At 37.0% G+C, this 19285-nt stretch carries 12 protein-coding genes; 7 read left to right on the top strand and 5 right to left on the bottom strand.

Annotation, left to right across the window (positions count from 1 at the left end; all coding sequences use genetic code 11):
* Positions 1-2: 2 nt before the first annotated feature.
* The 5 genes from FFS26_RS13800 to FFS26_RS13780 form a co-directional block, all read right to left on the bottom strand.
* Positions 3-1517: a thioredoxin domain-containing protein gene (locus FFS26_RS13800; RefSeq protein WP_110010706.1), complete on the bottom strand. Its 1515-nt coding sequence runs from the start codon at positions 1515-1517 to the stop codon at positions 3-5.
* Between the two features lie 1095 nt (positions 1518-2612).
* Positions 2613-3572, bottom strand: a complete 960-nt coding sequence (locus tag FFS26_RS13795; protein ID WP_317129464.1) for a DUF3810 domain-containing protein — start codon at positions 3570-3572, stop codon at positions 2613-2615.
* 94 nt (positions 3573-3666) lie between these two features.
* Entirely contained in the window at positions 3667-5112 is a 1446-nt protein-coding gene (locus FFS26_RS13790) for an MFS transporter (protein WP_110010708.1), read from the bottom strand.
* Between the two features lie 30 nt (positions 5113-5142).
* A complete protein-coding gene (locus FFS26_RS13785; protein ID WP_110010709.1) occupies positions 5143-5880 on the bottom strand; it encodes a lysophospholipid acyltransferase family protein in 738 nt (245 codons plus the stop codon).
* Positions 5881-5883: 3 nt separating this feature from the next.
* Positions 5884-6342, bottom strand: a complete 459-nt coding sequence (locus tag FFS26_RS13780) for a GtrA family protein (protein ID WP_110010710.1) — start codon at positions 6340-6342, stop codon at positions 5884-5886.
* 365 nt (positions 6343-6707) lie between these two features.
* Here FFS26_RS13780 and FFS26_RS13775 point away from each other — a divergent pair, with 365 nt between their 5' ends.
* From FFS26_RS13775 to FFS26_RS13745, 7 genes are all read left to right on the top strand, one after another.
* On the top strand, positions 6708-6971 hold the full coding sequence (locus tag FFS26_RS13775; protein WP_110010711.1) for a hypothetical protein: 264 nt from the start codon (positions 6708-6710) through the stop codon (positions 6969-6971).
* An 85-nt stretch (positions 6972-7056) separates the two neighbouring features.
* Positions 7057-7908 (top strand): BadF/BadG/BcrA/BcrD ATPase family protein, encoded by an 852-nt coding sequence (locus FFS26_RS13770; protein WP_110010712.1) that lies wholly within the window; start codon positions 7057-7059, stop codon positions 7906-7908.
* Between the two features lie 16 nt (positions 7909-7924).
* Entirely contained in the window at positions 7925-10210 is a 2286-nt protein-coding gene (locus FFS26_RS13765) for an NADP-dependent malic enzyme (protein WP_110010713.1), read from the top strand.
* Positions 10211-10437: 227 nt separating this feature from the next.
* On the top strand, positions 10438-11022 hold the full coding sequence (gene ruvA / locus FFS26_RS13760) for a Holliday junction branch migration protein RuvA (RefSeq protein ID WP_110010714.1): 585 nt from the start codon (positions 10438-10440) through the stop codon (positions 11020-11022).
* Between the two features lie 57 nt (positions 11023-11079).
* Positions 11080-18111 carry a cell surface protein SprA gene (sprA, locus tag FFS26_RS13755; protein ID WP_110010715.1) on the top strand — a complete coding sequence of 2344 codons (7032 nt, stop codon included), beginning with the start codon at positions 11080-11082 and terminating at the stop codon, positions 18109-18111.
* Positions 18112-18218: 107 nt separating this feature from the next.
* Positions 18219-18596, top strand: a complete 378-nt coding sequence (gene gcvH, locus FFS26_RS13750; RefSeq protein ID WP_047098621.1) for a glycine cleavage system protein GcvH — start codon at positions 18219-18221, stop codon at positions 18594-18596.
* On the top strand, positions 18571-18948 hold the full coding sequence (locus tag FFS26_RS13745; protein ID WP_110010716.1) for a VanZ family protein: 378 nt from the start codon (positions 18571-18573) through the stop codon (positions 18946-18948). Before gcvH ends, FFS26_RS13745 begins: the two co-directional genes overlap by 26 nt.
* Positions 18949-19285 lie beyond the last annotated feature (337 nt).

Genomic DNA, 19285 nt, shown 5'->3' with positions numbered 1-19285 from the left:
TGCTAAATCTCATCATCCTCGATTAATTCATCAATAAAGAAGGTGATATCTTCGCGATCATACTTATCCGGGAACTGATATCCGTTGATGATAAAGATAGGCGTAAAGCTCAATCCTGCATTACTGTTTTCTTTAGACATCTCTACCAGCGGCTCCAGATTTTCTGAGTTTACTTTTCCTCCGGAAAGAGCATTGATTTTGCCTTCATCCTTGGTTTCAAACCATTCTTCAACAGCGTGTAAAAACTCTTTTTCAGGTTTGTTATGATAAATATGAGTTAAATCTGAAATAAGCTGTGTATATTTTTCTGGAGCTCTGTCCGGGCTGTAATTGAATCTCATCTGCAATGAAATATCATCAGGATATTTCTCCAAAAGTCCTTCCACCAACTTATGCGCATCTTTACAGAAACCACAGTACGGGTTGGAAACGATAGAAATGCGAAGCTTGGCATCCCTTTTTCCAACAGCAAAAGTTTCAGTATCCTGAAATTTTATTTTTGGATTTTGTTCCATCTGATTTTTGAAAAGGTCATAGTTTCTTTTGAATCTGAGATTTTTTGCATTCGATTTTTGCAGCGTTTCTTTTTGCTCAAGAAGAGTATTGAAATAAATAACTGCCGAAAATACAAGAGCCCAAAGAATAACAGTCAATAAAAGAGTTCCCACACTGAATGACAGATTCTCGAAAAATAAACTGCTTACTACGATCTGGACTACAAGAATTGAAATGATCAAAAGACATACTCTGCAGAATGTTTTTTCTATAAATACCTGAATGTACAGAGAGTACCCGATGGCAAGTACAGAAACGAATGTAAATCCTTTTACAATATAAGCCGTAGCTGGTAAGAACAGACCTAATACAGCGAGTCCTGTAAAATAAATCAGAGAAAAATCTGCAAATTTTAAACCCAGAATACTGGTTTTATCCTGTTTTATAATTTTATCACAGGAGTTGGCTGTCTGGCTTGCTGCTGCACCTCCGCCTCCGCATATACTTCCGATAACCGTAGAGGTGTTTCCGAATTTCTGGTTGAAAATTTCCAGAGAAATATAAACTCCTGCTAACGAAAGAAGATTGAATATAGCTTCATAGATGCTTTGGCTTATCAAAGAATAAGCAAGAACGGCAGCAAAAATAATATAAAGGACCGGTTTGAAATTGAATGTCAGTTTGCTTTCTGCATTTTCTGTTTTTTCAAACAATAATACAAAGTCCGTTGATTTATTATAAAGCTCCTCTTTACCGAAAGTTTTTGCTTTTTCCGAATATACTGAATAATTGCTTCCTGACTTTTTTACAAGAGAGAATGAATTCTCAACAATGGCAATAAATTCCTCCGGAAGTTCGTCCCAATATTCTTTGTCAAGTTCATAAGCGTCATTTTTTACCCCCATAAAGTTGAGTGTGTCACTGAATGCCAGTGCAGATGGGTAATTGGGATGAGAGTTGAACTGGAAAATAAATTCCTGTTTATCTAGTTTTAGATGGTTGATTAGTTTGTCAAAAATCATATTAATATTTTTATCTAAAATACACAGATGTTTTAAATATACAAAAAAAAATCTCCTTTATTAGTGAGATATAAACGGATGTTGGTAGATTTTATTTGATCTTCAGTATTTTATTTCTTGAATCCGGATACGAAAGCAGTTCTTGGAATATGCCTTTTGTATTATTCTTTGAGTAATTGATGTTTTACTATTTTAAGCGGGATTATTTTAAGAAGGAAAGATCCATTTCCCACAGGCAGGTATTCTAAAGTTTTCATGGTTAAGCGTACATTAAATGTTGCCTGTAGGAAGTAAAAGGATCTATTAGAAAAAGTATTTCGTGTTTTTACCTGAGACAAAGATGCATTCATAACTCTGGGAATGCAAGAAAGGGATGTCGGAATTGATCAATTTTGGATAATCTATTATCCGTTCCTGTAGGATTGCGTTGATGGAATGAATTAAGAAAATAGAAAAGTGTACCATTATGCCTTTACAGGAATATAACACAAGGTCCTTTACTATTTCGATTGATTTTTATGGAAATGTAATACTTGATAATCTTTGTGGACTTTAATTCAAGCTGGGATTATTTGTCAACATATCTGATGCTAAAGAGCTTGGGAGATCATATGGTATAATGGCAGTTATGTGGAAATTCCTATTTTGAGACAATAAACGGAATCGATATAAAAATGAATGGATTTTTATCTGAGAATATCCTGGATTATGAAGTTCAGATTTTTGGAAATATCATATAAAATACTGAGGATAACTCCAACTTTAAAACATAGGAAATAATGCTTAGAAGTAATGTTTTTTATGTAAACAAATGTTTTATTTTGTTATTATTTTATAGCTTGTAGTGGGTTTTGCGCTTGTTTTGTTTATTAAATTTCGATATTCTATGTGATTTTTAACAAACAGAAATGAACTCAAAAAAACTTAAAAAATCATAAAGTTTTCATAAAGTTTTAAAAAAGGATAGAAATGTTTTTGTATTTATAAAATATGTCGTACTTTTACATCGCCTTGAATGAGGGAACAAGTCAAGGTAATAAATTTTTTTTCATCATTTGTGTTTTTAGAATCGTATCGCCTGATACGATTCTTTTTTTATGTTTTCTCATAGCTTAAGAGAAGATCAATAAAGTAAGAATAGGTAACAGAGCCTTCCTGCTGATTACTTTTCAGAAACAGGTTGTTAGTAAATCCAAAGAATTCATCAAGCCATCCCTGATGCTGAAAAATAAAACTTTTTTCATAAGCACGGTCCCTTTTCATGGCGGGAGAATACTGGTGAAGAATATTCTTTACAAATTCAGGATCTTTCTCCACAATAAATCTTAAAAGACTTTTTAAAGTGAAAAATTCAGTACTGTATCTCAACTCAGGATTACCGGAATGAATGCCTATTAAGTACCCTATAAAATTAGCTTCCTGCTCTCTGGCAAAGCCAAGCTGATGTGAACTTTCGTGCGCTGTGGTGAAAGGGATTAAAGTATGAGGCAGCTCAGCATTGTACTGGGCTTCAGCTGTAAAAGGATTATAATAGCCTAGAATTCCTGTAAAGCTCATTACATTTTTGAATAAACTAGGCTTGATGTCCAGTATCTCCGGAGCTTTTTTATCGGAAATATAAGAAGGCAGCTTGGTCTGCTGATTCAGGATTTCCTTTTGAATAGATGTAAGGTTTGTGATTATAAATACTCCGTTGCTGTCCTCCTGTGTATACTGTCGTGTTGCCTTACACTTTTTAAGATAAACAAGAGCCAGTTTTTTTGCTTTTTCTATATCCGGTTCATTCTGGCTGGAAAGTTTTTTAATAATAGGAACCTGAAAATACAGCATTCCCCAAAAGATCTGATAAATAAAATAAAAGATATTCATGACGATAAGAATTTTTCTCATCGAATCACTTCTTTGCTGCTTTTTGAATAAGGTGATGAAACAGTATAAAAGAAAAGCTCCCAGCACAATATAGATCAAATCCCCGACAGAAAATGGAACCCAGCTGAACAGCACCTGATGAAGCTCTTTCTGAAATTCAAAAAAGCGTTCAAAAAAAGAAATCATTATTTTGGATTTTGAAAATCCATAAAACAAAAGAAATTGGGCAAGTAATACACCTGCCCAAAATCTTTTTTTCTTATATATATTTGTTGTTATATTAATGACCACTGCCTTTAGATATTTTATCAAGATCAATGCCCTGGGCTTTCAGAATCCCACTTACACGGATCGCATAGAATGCAAGATAAGCAAAACAAATAACCCCTACGATATAACTGAAATGAATATTGGTAATATCTGCAACATATCCCTGTATAACGCTTACAATACCTCCTCCCATAATCATCATGATAAGGTATCCTGAACCCTGGTTAGTGTGTTTTCCAAGCCCGTTGATAGCCAATGCGAAGATACACGGCCATAGCGTAGAGCAGAAAAGACCTACACTGGTAAATGCATATACAGATACCATTCCTGTAGTAAACATCCCTATAAGTAGAGCGGTGATCCCTGCCAGAGAGAAGATCAGAAGCATTCTTGCCGGGTTTCCTTTGCTTAAAATATCACAGATAATCATTGCGATAATGATAAATCCATATACATAGAACGGAGAAAGATCATGATCGGCAATAGCGTTTACCAATAAAAATACACCGAATGCAAGATAAGGAGCTAAGAATCTTAAGATCTTTTTGAATCCTGCATTGACATCAAATGCTTCTACAGCACCTGTCCAACGGCCAATCATTAATGATGCCCAGTATAAAGAGATATAAGGTGCTACCTCTTTCGTTTCAAATCCCAAGCTTTTTTCCATATAAGCAGGAAGGTTACTGGCTGTGGAAACTTCTACCCCTACATAAACAAAAATAGCGATCATTCCCATCACCAGCTGAGGATACTGGAATGCTGACTTTCTATGTTCTCCCGGAGTTGCATCATCGGTGTCCTCAGTGTTTGTTGGAGTTACTGCAGGAAGAGAAGAGAATTTAAGCATTAAAGCTACCAGAGCAAAAGCTGCTCCTAATATCAGATAAGGTGTTTTTACACTTTCTATACTTGCTTCCGTGTTGGCAGCACTTGCAGATCCAAAAATAGCAAATGCAACGATAAGCGGTCCAATAGTAGTTCCTAAGTTATTAATCCCTCCTGCCATTGTTAGCCTCTGAGATCCCGTTTCCGTAGGACCTACTTCAATAGCAAGCGGATTAGCAACAATCTGCTGAAGAGAGAATCCTAAACCTACAATAAATAACCCTGAGATCATTAAAGGGAAAGAATGCATATTGGCAGCCGGGTAGAACAATAAGGTTCCCAATGCGGAAATCAGAAGCCCCACAATAAGACCATTCTTATATCCGATTTTATTGATCAAATCCTGTTTAAGGCTCTTTGATACAAGCATATAAATTAAAGAACCTACAGTATACGCTACATAAAAGCAGATCTGTACAAGCATACTTTCAGTTTGGGATAGATTGAAGGCTTTTTGAAAAACAGGGATCAGAATATCATTACTGGCTGCTACAAATCCCCAAAAGAAGAATACAGTAACCAACGGAATGAATTGGGCCCAATTGGTTTGTTTAGAATAATTTGACATATTTATTATAGATTTCACAAACAAATATAACTATTTCCTTTCAACGGAATACCTGATTAAGGTTTTTTTTATTGTCTCATAAGCCTCTGCTTTTGAGTCTTTTGGAGAATCTGAAGGCTCAATGATGCCATTGTAATATACCTTTACCCTTCCGGGAAAGCCTTTTGAGTTTTCAAAAGGGAACATTTCTTTAAGTCCCACAAAGGTATAAACAACGATAGGAGAATGATGTTTTGAAGACAGTATAAATGCACCGTCCTTAAAATCATCCAGGATAATAGAAGTGTCATCCGGCACACCGCCTTCAGGAAAAATCGCGATACTGTTACCTTCTTCCATCTTCTCTGCACATCTTCGGTAAACATCTGCACGGCTTTTTGCACTCGCTCTGTCTACCATTACACATATCCTTTTATATATAGTTCCGAAAATAGGAATCTTAACCAGTTCTTTTTTTCCTACAAAACAAATCGGATGATCAGGAAACAGAATACATACAAGCATGATATCCATAATAGACGTATGATTGGAGATAAAGACATAAGGGATATTTTTATCTTTTTCCTGTTCCGAAAGTTTAATCAGGTCATATCTGAAACCCATTCCGTAGAACATACCGAAACACCATAGCCTGACCAGTTTATAGCCGTATTTATAATGCTTTTTATTAAAGGATAAAATGTAAACCGGGATCCCAATAATAACTGTCAGAAAAAATGCCAACAGCAGCAACCAGAATCTCCAGAGATAATTTAAAATTTTTGTCACAGCCTAACCGTTAAAAATTACTTTCTTTTTTATCGAATAATTCAGAATGGAAACCAGCAATATTGCTGCAATTTTACTGATCATTTCCGGGCTCAAGGTATAAAAAAATAAATTGATATTATCTTTAAATACGAAACTGTAAAATACCTGGAAAAAACCTAAGCTGAGTAATGTTGAAAAAAAAGATACTACCATAAAATAAGCAAATTCTTTTCTCTTCGAATGTTTTCCCCTTTCAAATACAAACCAGATGCTCAGAAAATAATTGGTAATAATCCCGCAGCTCGTGGAAAAAATGTTGCTTAAAGGATAGTGTACTCCGTAGAAATTGGTTTCCTTTACAAAGAAGTGCGGAAGATAGGTGCTGAAAATCTTAAAGCTTCCTATTTCTACAATGGCACTCAGTCCTCCTGCAATGATGAAGAACAAAACCTGTTTCTGGCGTAAGAGTATTTCTTTCATTTAATAAGTATAAAACTAAACATCTTTGTACATATCGGACAGTCTGCCAGGCTGATTTATCTCTCACAATATAAACACCTTAGAAAATTTCTTCTGTTTATAACGGTTTTTAAATCCCAGCAGTTATACCGCTTGACAATATGAATATGCAAATTTATAACTATATGTTAAACACTGAAAAAAGTTGTTAAAATATTTTTTTTAATAAAAATTATTTCTAATTTTAATATTCAGAATGATGTAATAAAGACCTGATAATAAATTCATTTTCAACTCCTTGTGTTGATGGTTTTTTCTATCTTGTAGTGCACGGTTAAGAGCATATACTCCAACTTTTTTATGACCCAATTATTAATAATATTTGTATGAAACGTCAAAACAAATACAGAAAATTCCAGCTTCAACAGAAAAATATTGAGGCTCTTGAGAAAGAAAATTCCCGCTTCAAAAGAGTGTATTCAGAGTATGAAAATATGTCAAACGAATTGTGGAATCTTGAAAACTCCACTGGCGATCCGGTGCCTGATGATTTTATCAATGCAATGGAATTACAGACTTCCTATCTTGAAGATGAAATAGAAGATTGGCTTTTACAATTCAACGAAAAAAAAACACAAATCAAACATTAATGATTTTAGACAGCTTCCAGGTTGTTTTTAAATGCTAATTGAAGATAAATTCATAATTTAGCACCCTTAAATTAAAATCTAAAATATGGTTGCTATTGTAGATAGTGGTTCTACTAAAACGGATTGGGTAATTCTTGATGACTTTAAAAAAGTTTTTCTGAAAACAGAAACCATCGGTTTCAATCCGAATTTTATCAACAGAGAACTTATCGCTCCTGAAATACAGAAAAATAGCAATCTGATATCGGTTAAAAATTCAATTACCAAAGTCTTTTTTTATGGTTCCGGATGCGGAGTGAAAAAAAACTGCGAAACCATAGAAGAAGAGCTGACAAAAGTTTTTGGAAAAGCAGAGATTATTGTGAAGGAAGATCTGATGGCTGCAGCCTATGCAGCATACAGTGGAAAACCTGCTATCGTGTGCATTCTCGGCACAGGATCTAATTCCTGTTTTTTTGACGGTGAAAATGTGAAGATAGAATTGCCTTCGCTGGGATTCCTGATCGGGGATGAAGGAAGCGGCAGTGCTATCGGAAAGCAGCTGGTACGCAGATATTTTATGAAAAAACTGCCTGCGGATCTTCATAAAGAATTTGAAGCAGATTATCAGCTTACCGTAGAAGATGCATTGAAAAACATGTATCACACGCCGAGACCCAATGCATATCTGGCGAATTTTACCAAATTTGTAATCGAAAGAAAAGATCATCCTTATTTCAAAGATATGGTTTTTGAAGAAATGAAAAGTTTCTTTGAATACCAGGTTCTTCCTTATGAGGAGGCGCATGATGCCGAGATCAATTTTATTGGCTCCATCGCTTATTATTATGAAAATATACTACGTTCTGTAGCTGCAGAACTTAATTTAAATGTGGGACATGTTGTGCAGAAACCAATTGAAAGCTTAGTAGATTACCACATTAAATATATACTTTAACAAAAAACAAAATTTTATGTCAAGTAACAACAATCGTGACGAAAAGAACTTTAGCCAGGCAGCGCTAGATTATCATAAAGCAGAACCCAAAGGAAAAATTGAAGTTATCCCGTCAAAGCCACACTCTTCCCAAAGAGATTTATCATTGGCTTACTCTCCGGGAGTAGCGGTTCCTTGTATGGAAATTCATGATAAGCCGGAAACTGTATATGATTATACGGGAAAAGGAAACCTGGTAGCAGTCATTTCTAACGGTACTGCCGTACTTGGACTGGGAGACATCGGTGCTGAGGCTTCAAAACCGGTAATGGAAGGGAAGGGACTATTATTCAAGATCTTTGCAGATATCAACGTTTTTGATATTGAGATCGATGAAAAAGATCCGGATAAATTTATTGAAATCGTAAAAGGAATTGCTCCTACTTTCGGAGGAATCAATCTTGAAGATATTAAAGCTCCTGAAGCTTTTTATATAGAACAAAGACTGAAAGAGGAGTTGAATATTCCTTTGATGCACGATGACCAGCACGGAACAGCCATTATCTCAGCAGCTGCGTTGATCAACTCTCTGCAGATTGCCAATAAAGATATTGATAAAGTAAAAATGGTGGTGAACGGAGCTGGTGCTGCAGCTATTGCATGTACCAAGCTTTATATTTCATTAGGACTGAAAAAAGAAAATGTCCTGATGTGTGACAGTAAAGGCGTAATCAATCATAAAAGAGAAAACCTTACTCCTGAAAAATTAGATTTCATCGCTCAGACAGATATCGAAACATTAGAAGATGCTGTAAAAGGATCTGATGTTTTTGTCGGATTGTCAAAAGGAAATGTAATGACTCCTGAGATGTTGCAGAGCATGAATGAAAATCCTATTGTATTTGCTCTTGCCAACCCTGATCCGGAAATTGCTTATGATCTTGCACTGGAGACCCGTAAAGATGTGATCATGGCTACAGGTAGAAGTGATTATCCTAACCAGGTCAACAACGTATTGGGATTCCCTTATATCTTCCGTGGAGCATTGGATGTACAGGCTACAGGAATTAATGAAGCCATGAAACTCGCTGCGGTACACGCTATTGCTGATCTTGCAAAAGAACCGGTGCCGGAAGCTGTAATTTTAGCATACAATGTTCAGAACCTTCAGTTTGGAAGAGAATACTTCATTCCAAAACCATTTGATAACAGACTGATCACAAAAGTATCAAGCGCTGTGGCAAAAGCAGCTATTGAGAGTGGTGTTGCCAGAAAAACCATTACGGATTTTGACGAATACGAGCACCAGCTTTTAGACAGAATGGGTAGAGATGAAAGATTGGTAAGAATGATGCAGAGCCGTGCGAAATCCAATCCTAAAAGAATTACCCTTGGAAATGCTGAAGAATACAATGTTTTGAAAGCTGCTCAGATTCTTTATGAAGAAGGAATTGCTTACCCAAGCCTTTTAGGAGATAAAAAATACATCAAGGAGCAGATGGAGCGTTACGGAATTACTCTGGATGTTCCGATCATTGATCCAAGTGATGACGATCAGAAAGAAAACAGAAAAAAATACAGAGAAACTCTTTGGAAACTTCGTCAGAGAAAAGGAATGAACGAGTACAAAGCGAAAAGATATGTACGCCAGAGAGACTATTTCGGACCTTTGATGCTGAAACATGGTGATACAGACGGACTTATCGTAGGATTCTCTAAAAACTATACTTCCGTTTTACGTCCTGTTTTAGAAGTGATCGAAAAAGATAAGGGAGTCGATAAAGTAGCGGCCATGATGATGATCTTGTCTGAAAAGAAACCTATTTTCTTCGCAGATACCTCTATCAACCAAAACCCTACAGCAGAAGATCTTGTGAATATTGCTAAAATGGCTGAATTTACAGTAAAATCTTTTGCGATTGAACCAAGAATTGCAATGCTTGGATTTGAAAACTTTGCTGCGATTTCTGAAACTTCCAAGAAAGTAGCGAAAGCAGTAGGAATCCTTCATGAAAAATATCCGAAAATGGTTGTGGATGGTGAAATTCAACCTGATTTTGCAATGAACGCAGACCACCTGAGCGATTATCCATTCTCAAAATTAGGAACTACTCCTGCCAACACATTCATCTTCCCGAATCTGGAAAGTGCAAACCTTTCTTACAAAATTCTGAGAGGTATGAAAGTAGCACAGGTTATCGGACCTATCTTAATGGGATTAAAGCAGCCGGTACACGTACTTCAGATGCGTTCAAGCGTTGATGAGATCGTAAACCTTGCTACCATTGCTGTTCTTGATGCTCAAAGAAGAGAGAAGAAATAATACAGAACTGATGGCATCACTCGAAATAAATAATCCATCTTTCTTATTTCAAAATTGACACTTTAAACCGTGTACAGATAGTAAAAAGGCTCCATATTTTGGAGTCTTTTGTTTTTCTGTTAATTCCTTGAATTCTTATTTAAAATTTAAGTTAAAAATCATTCGTACATCAAATGAAAACATTAATTAGTTTAAATTGCTATATTTGGGAGTTTTAAAAATTAATAATGATATTTTCTTTACAAGGCACTGTTCAAGAACTTACGCCTACTTACGCTGTCATCAATGTTCAAGGAGTTGGTTACTACGTGGGAATCAGTCTGATGACCTCACAGACGCTGGTTTTGAATCAGCAGACCTTTTTATTTATTCAGCAGATCATTCGTGAAGATGCTCATCTTCTCTTTGGATTTAACACACGTTCAGAAAAAGAAATGTTCAATCTGTTAATAAGCGTTAATGGAGTAGGAGCTGTTTCAGCATTGATTCTGTTGTCAACATTGAGCCTTGATGAGATTGCTTCGGCGATACTTTCCGGAAACAGTGCATTGATCCAAAAAGCAAAAGGAATTGGTGCAAAAACTGCCGAAAGGATTATCGTGGATCTTAAAGATAAAGTACAGAAATACAGCGATCCAAACGCGAACATTTCTGTGATGGTGGATAATAAAATTAAGGAAGAATCGTTATCTGCATTAGAAGTTTTAGGCATTCCTAAACGAACAAGCGAGAAGATTGCGGATAAAATTATCAAACAAAATCCAAACATCTCGGTAGAAGAATTGGTTAAACAAATCTTAAAAAACATTTAACATTTGGTGGCGAATATTAAGCATCTTAACATATATTTGTTCCTGTCGTTCCTGTGTATGTCTGTAAATGCCTTTGGGCAGGCACAGAAAGATACAGCGATCATAAGAAAACAATATGAAGTGGCCGACCCTACGAGGTATGAAGCCTATTACGACATAAAAACCGGGATGTACTATGTATATCCAAAAATCGGAAATACCATTACAGGTCCTCCTACAGCCATGTCTCCGGAAGAGTATAAAGAATATATGCTTGCCAGCCAGACAAAGGCCTATTACAAGGAGAAATCTGATAAATATAATCTTCTCTTCAGAAGAGACAGATCTGATGCCAGAAAGAAGGGGCTTATTCCTTCATTACAGATCAACAACAAGCTTTTTGAAACCATTTTCGGTGGTAATAAAATTGAAATCATCCCTTCAGGATACGCATCCCTGGACTTTGCAGGACTTTACCAGAAAATAGATAACCCAATGATCCTGCCTCAGAACAGGACCAGTTTTACCTTTGATATCGATCAGAGAATTCAGTTGGGATTATTGGGAAAAGTAGGGGAAAACCTTCAGTTAAAGGCCAATTATGATACCCAGAGTGGTTTTGCTTTTGAAAACAGAATGAATCTTGTATGGCAGGCAAAAGGAAGCTGGAAAGATCTTCAGAGTAAAGGTCTTGGGAATGTAGATAAACCCAACGAAGGAGGAGAGGATAAAATCATCAAAAGAGTTGAATTTGGTAACGTAAACATGCCGCTTTCAACCAGCCTTATCCGTGGTTCACAATCGCTGTTCGGGGTGAAAACAGAATTCCAGTTAGGAAAAACATTTGGAACAGTAGTTCTTTCCCAGCAGCAGGGTGAAGCCCGTAATATTGTAGTACAGGGTGGTGGTGTGATGAACAATTTTAAAGTCAATGCCATTGACTACGAAGAAAACCAGCACTTCTTTATAGGACATTATTTCCTGAACAAATATGATGATGCCTTACTTAATTATCCGCAGATCAACTCAACCATCAACATTACCAGAATGGAAGTCTGGGTATTGGATCAGGGGAACAGTAATCTGGCATATCAGAAAAGTATTATCGGGATCAGAGACCTGGGAGAAGGTCCTGGAGGAGTTACGCTGCCGGATAACTCGCTGAACGGATTGTATGATGAAGTATCACAAGTAGCTGGAACAAGAGAAGCTGGGAAAAATTACAATGCTCTTTTTCAGGGGCATGTCTTCCCGGGAACACCTACTCCCTACAATAACGGAGAAGAATTTGTTCTTGCTACAAAAGCGAGAAAGCTGAATGCTAACGAATTTATCTACCAGCCACAACTGGGATATATTTCATTAAACCAAAAATTGAATGACCAGCAGCTTTTAGCCGTTTCGTACTCTTATACTGTTAATGGAAGTAATAAAGTATACAAAGTAGGGGAATTTTCTGAAGAAAGCCCTGTGCTGATCACCAAGGTATTGAGAGTAAATAACAAGGTGAACACTCAATCTCCGATGTGGGATCTGATGATGAAGAATATCTATTCTATTGATGCGGGACAGGTATCTCCGGATGGCTTTATCCTTAACGTATATTACAGAGATCCAAAAACAGGAGGTAAAGTAAACTATCTTCCGGATACTCCTGTAAAAGATCAGAATTTACTGAAGTTATTTAACTGGGACCGTCTTAATATGAATGGAGATATCCAGAACAATAAAGATGGAAGTAAAGGAGACGGTATTTTCGACTTTGTGAATGGGATTACCATCAGACCGGAAACAGGAAGAGTCATCTTTACCAAAGTACAGCCTTTCGGTAAATTTCTGGAAGCAAAATTAGGAACAAGTGATCCTCAATATATATTTCAGGATCTTTATACCAAACAAAAACAAGAAGCTTCCCAGAGTAACCTTACACAAAGGTATACCATGGAAGGGCGTTACAAAGGTGTTCAGGGACAAGGTATTTCTTTAGGAGCTGTAAACGTTCCTCAGGGATCAGTAAAAGTGGCAGCAAACGGAGTACAGCTTACGGAAGGCGTAGACTATACAGTAGATTATATGCTGGGTACGGTTACGATCATCAATGAAAATGTAAAACAGTCCGGACAGGCCATCAATATTTCACTGGAAAATCAGTTGACATTTAATACCCAAAGAAAAAGATTCTTAGGATTAAATTTAGAAAGAAGATTTAGTGAAAACTTTATCTTGGGAGGAACGGTGATCAATTACTCAGAATCTCCATTGACTCAGAAAGTAAACTTCGGGCAGGAAGCGGTAAACAATACCATGGCAGGGATCAACCTGATGTACAACAATCAGGCCCCTTATCTTACAAGATTTGCCAATAAACTTCCTATGGTAAAAACTGAAGCTCCATCCAACTTAAACTTTAAGATGGAAGCAGCTTACTTATTACCTGGATTGAATAAAGGAACAAATAATCAGTCTTATATTGACGATTTTGAACAAACAACCTCTAAAATATCATTAAAAGAGCCGGCAGCATGGAGTTTAGCTTCAAAACCGGAAAAAAATAAATTACCGCCATTTAACACAGTGCCTGGCAATGATGATCTAACAAGCGGATATGGAAGAGGATTATTAACATGGTATAACATCGACCCTAGATTCTGGGGAGTTGGAGGGAAAGCACCTGCAGGAATTACACCGCAGTCTGTATCTAATCACGCTTCCAGAAGAGTACAATATTCGGAGATTTATAATAACAGAGATTTCGTAGCAGGAGAACAAACCTTTACGAATACTTTTGATATCTCTTATTTTCCGAAAGAAAAAGGACCGTACAACGTAAATCCAGTAACAGAACAGGCACAAAGCAGATGGGCAGGGATTATGAGATCAATCAGTGTTCCGAACTTTATTACTTCAAACATTGAGTATGTTGAATTCTGGATGATGGATCCTTACGCAGATGGTAAAACGCTGGGTACTGATCCAAAACTTTTACTTCACTTAGGAAACGTTTCGGAAGATGTATTGAAAGATGGAAAAATGCAGTATGAAAACGGACTGCCAACGCCAGGTACACCATCTTCTACAACGAATTCAAATTGGGGAGTACAGCCAAAACAGCCGCCAATCTTATATGCATTCTCTACAGAAGGAGAGGATAGGAAAGTACAGGATGCCGGATATGATGGTCTTACCTCGGACCAGGAAGCCATGAGATTCGGAAATACGTTTGTAAATCCGGTAACCAATATTGCAGACCCTGCAGTAGATGACTTCGTATTCTATCTTTCGGATAAATTTACAGGAAGTCAGGCAGCTTCAGTAGTGGAACGATACAAATATTTCAGAAATCCGGAAGGAAATTCAGAAGCAAACTCTCTTAACGTAGCTTCACAAACTCCGGATGTTGAAGATATCAATAAAGATTACAACCTGGATCAGACTGAAAACTATAACCAATATGTTATAAAGCTTGATCAGCCAAGTTTGTCACTTGGAACGAATAATATTGTAGATGTAAAAACAGTAAAAGCAACATTCCAGAACGGACAGAGTTCAGATGTTAAATGGTACCTGTTCAGAATTCCTGTAGCGAATTATGATCCAGCTGAAGGGACAGCAGAGCCATCTGTATTGAATAATGTAAGGTTTGCAAGATTGATGCTGGCAGGATTTGATCAGACCTCTACTCTGAGATTCGGAACAATGGATCTTGTAAGATCAGACTGGAGAAAATATACCAGTAAAATTGCCAGTGTAAATGTTCCAAATTCCGACGAAGGAACGGGAACTGTGACAGATCCTAATTTTGAAATAGGAAGTGTAAATATTGAAGAAAATGCATTGAACCAACCTCCATATGTATTGCCTCCAGGAATTGACAGACAGGTATTGAGTGGAAATGCAGGAGCTCAGAGACAGAATGAAGCATCACTTTACATGAAAGTGAAAGACCTTAAAACTGAGGCAAGAGGTGTATTCAAAAATACGACGTTGGATATGAGAAGATACAAAAAGCTGAAGCTGTTTGTACATGCTCACGATCCATTGAACAGAGTGATTGGATTGGATGAGAATACCAAATTCTTTATTCGTTTCGGAAGCGATGCTACTGATAACTATTACGAGTATGAATCATCTTTAAGAATGACTCCTACAACAGCAACAGCTCCTATGGAGATCTGGCCAATGGAAAACGAAGTTGATTTTGATGTTCAGAACTTTGTAGATGCAAAGATCAGAAGAGATAAATCTGGTGTTGCTATTACAAATAGAACCGTTGACACAGGATATCAGGAACCTTATAAAAATATTTATATCAAAGGTAGACCAAGTTTAGGAAATATTACCACCATTATGATTGGGGTAAGAAATGCAGATCCAAGAACAAACTCTACCATAACAAGAGTTCTTTGGGTTAACGAAATCCGTCTTTCTGAAATTGAGAATGATGGTGGATATGCAGGAAATGCCAGCTTAAACTTCAATATGGGAGACCTGGCAACAGTGAATGCCAATGCCTCTTATACATCGGTTGGTTTCGGAAATATCGATTCAAAACCTGCAGAAAGAACACAGTCTACTCAATCCGCATTCAGCATCAATACGGCGATCAATGTAGATAAATTCCTTCCGGAAAAAACAGGGGTGAAAATTCCTTTAAACTATTCTTACTCGCAGACTATTGAAGATCCAAAGTATAATCCTCTGGATACCGACGTAGAATTCAATAAGGCACCGAACAAAGAGCAATTGAAAAAAGTAGCGAGAACCTATACTCAACAGAGAAGTATTGGTGTCGTTAACATGCATAAAGAAAGAGTAAATCCAAATAAAAAGCCTAAGTTTTATGATATTGAAAACGTATCAGTAACTGCTGTTTATAACGATGACTATTTCAGAGATATCTATACCAAGAGAAATTACAGACAGTATCTGAGAGGGTATATTGATTATAACTACACCTTTAAACCGTGGGTACTTAAGCCTTTCAACAAGATGATCAGTGATACAGCAAAATCTACGAAGTATCTGAGATGGGTAAAAGAATTCAATATCAATCCAATTCCTACAAGAATCTCTTTCAGAACTGAAATCGACAGAAACTACAACGAGCTTGAGTTCAGAAATGTGGAAGCAATCCTTAATGGTGATATGAACAGTAATTTCGATGCCATTAGAAACAGAAACTTCTTCTTTGGATGGCAGTATGGATTAGGATTCAATTTTACAAAATCATTAAAACTGGAAATCAATTCCGCAACCAGAACATTAAATGACAATCTGGATGTAAATTCGATGGACAGCAAATCGATTTTCGGAAATATATTCAGAGCAGGAAGGCCGGTATTGTATAATCACAGAGCACAGTTAAACTATAAGCTACCATTCCAATATTTGCCTTATCTGGATTTCATTGATGCAGAAGTAGGATATGGATTTACTTATAACTGGGCGGCGAGGTCTACATCATTGCTTGGATTTACTGATCCTAATACAAATCAGACCGCAAGTTTAGGATCCGTTGGACAAAATACCAATGTGATTCAGGCAACAGCTTCTGCGGATCTTCCGAAGTTCTTTGGCCAGTTTAACTATTTCAAAAATATTAATGCCAAACTTCAGAAACGCAGACAGGAGATGGACTCTCTGAATAATGTGTATGCGAAACAATGGGAGAAAAACAGATACCGATATAAAAAATATAAATTTAAGAATAAGCTTACTCCACTTCAAAGTGCTGCATTCTTCTTAACTTCCTTTAAACAGTTAAACGTAAGTTACAACGAAACGAATGGAACAGTACTTCCGGGATTAATATCAGCACCAAACTGGTATGGATACGGACAGACATTGGGAGGTCCGACACTGGGATTCCTTTTAGGATCACAGGCAGATATCAGAAGAACAGTAATGGAAAACGGATGGGTAAGTAATTCAAATTATATGACAGATCCGTATGTAAGAATGTCGACCAAAGAGCTGAGAGCAGACCTACAGGTGATGCCTATGAATGACCTGAGAGTAGATCTTAATGTGTTGCATACCTTCAACAGTAACTTCTCGCATACAGGATTTAACTATACCAATGGTGGTGTTCCTGATACGGATTTTACGTTTGCCAGCGAAATGATAACGTATTCCAATACTACGTCGCTTCTCAGCACATCATTTAAAGATGGACAGGCAGTTTATCAGGCGATCAGAGAAAACGCAAGAGCGCTTTCTCAACAATTGGGAGGTCCTGGGGCAGTATTGGATAATAACGGATTTGCAAAGCATTACAGCATTGGAAATGCCTATGTATTAATCCCAGCCTTTAGAGCAGCGATGGAAGGAAAATCTGTGTCACCTATGGGTAACCCTAAAAAAGCAGGATTCCCATTGCCAAACTGGAGAATTACCTATTCTGGATTAAAAAATATCCCGATCATCAGCGGGCAGTTCACAAAGTTCGATATCTTACATGCCTATACTGCCACGTATACGGCAACAGGTATTCAAAGTAACGTAGATTATCATGGTAACCCGAACGGATATTATCAGACAGTGGATGATGCCGGTAATGTGAAAAAAAATGATGGAGATAAGATTAACCCATATACATTCGCACAGGTGGGATATGTAGAATCTTTCTCACCGCTTATCGGAGTAGATGTTACCATGAGAAACAATATGCAGTTTGGAATACAGTATAACAGAACCAGAATGATGGTACTGGGATTAGTCAACCAGACACTTACCGAAGATGCGAATACAGAGTATGTAGTAAGACTTGGTTATATTGTCAGAAACTTCAGACTAGGAACAGCCAACATCAGAGGAAGAGGAACAAGAGGAAAAGGAAGTGATCTTAACATCAGAGGAGATATTTCATTAAGAGACAGTAAAACATCCATTATGAATATCCTGTTGAATGATGCTCAGGTTACCGGAGGACAAAGATTGATGAACATCAAACTTTCAGCAGACTACAATGTTTCCGAGAATCTGAATCTGAGAGTGTTCTACGAACAGATGACCTCAAAATATAAGATCTCCACAGCATTCCCGCTGTCTACGGTCAGAGCAGGTATCTCAGCCACATTTACATTCGGAGATTCCGGAGGTGGATTCTAAAAATAATACAAACGTAAAAGTCCTTCAGTTTTGAAGGACTTTTTTTATATCCAATATTTGAAGCTACTATATTTTTGAATACATTTGTACAAAATAAAAATTTAAAAATGAACACACCATCAGAATTAAAGTACACGAAAGATCACGAATGGATCAAGATCGAAGGTAACGTTGCTACAATCGGTATTACAGACTTCGCACAAGGAGAACTTGGAGATATCGTTTACGTTGATGTAGATACTGTAGATGATGATCTTAATGGAGGAGACGTTTTCGGAAGTGTAGAGGCAGTAAAAACTGTTTCAGATCTATTCTTACCTATTTCAGGAAAAGTTATCGAGTTTAATTCAGAATTAGAAGATCAGCCTGAACTGTTAAATACAGATCCTTATGGAGACGGATGGATCATCAAATTGGAAATAGCTGATGGAGCAGATCAGTCAGAGTTACTTTCTGCAGATGATTACAAAGCGATCATTGGATAAGATTTCAAAAATATTTAGTAAGATACTGCCCATTTATTGGGCATTTCTTACTTATATGCTTCTCAAGCCGGGAGAAGAAAACCATGAATATTGGTTCATGTTCAGCGGTATCGACAAGGTTTTGCATGTAAGCATATTCGCAGCACTGGGTTTCTCTTTCATTGCTGCTTTTCCCAAAATAAAATTCTCATACTTTGTCCAGATCATCCTTCTCTATGCTTTCCTTACAGAAATCCTGCAGGAAGAAATGGGATTGGGAAGATCGATGGAAACTTTGGATATCGTAGCAGATACCATTGGATGCTTATTAGGATATTATACCTATAAGTTATTAATCAAGCGTTTCTTTTAACACGCCTTTCAAATCATCACGATTTTATATCCATTTTTTATTCTCTCTTCACCAGTACATTTAAGCTTTTTCATCCTCCAACCCTCCAACTTTCCAACTCTCGAACTTTTTTCAGGAGCTATTTCCTGCTATCCATTCCTACTCCTCGCGCCCACGCACTCCAACGCTGTCACCCTGAGCGAAGCCGAAGGGTCCCCCCCCAAAAAAACCACCCACCCTCCGAAGCAAGCTGCGGGGTAACCATTTCTATCAGGGCTAGGGTAGGAGTCGTTAATGATAAGTGGTTAATGATGAATGATGAATGATGAATGATGAGGTTCTGGTTATTGAGTTTCGA

The organism is Chryseobacterium sp. 2VB (genome assembly GCF_005503635.1).
GTDB classification, from domain to species: domain Bacteria; phylum Bacteroidota; class Bacteroidia; order Flavobacteriales; family Weeksellaceae; genus Chryseobacterium; species Chryseobacterium cupriresistens.
Note: the sequence above shows the minus strand (reverse complement) of the source record. Positions and strands in the feature narration are given on the sequence as shown.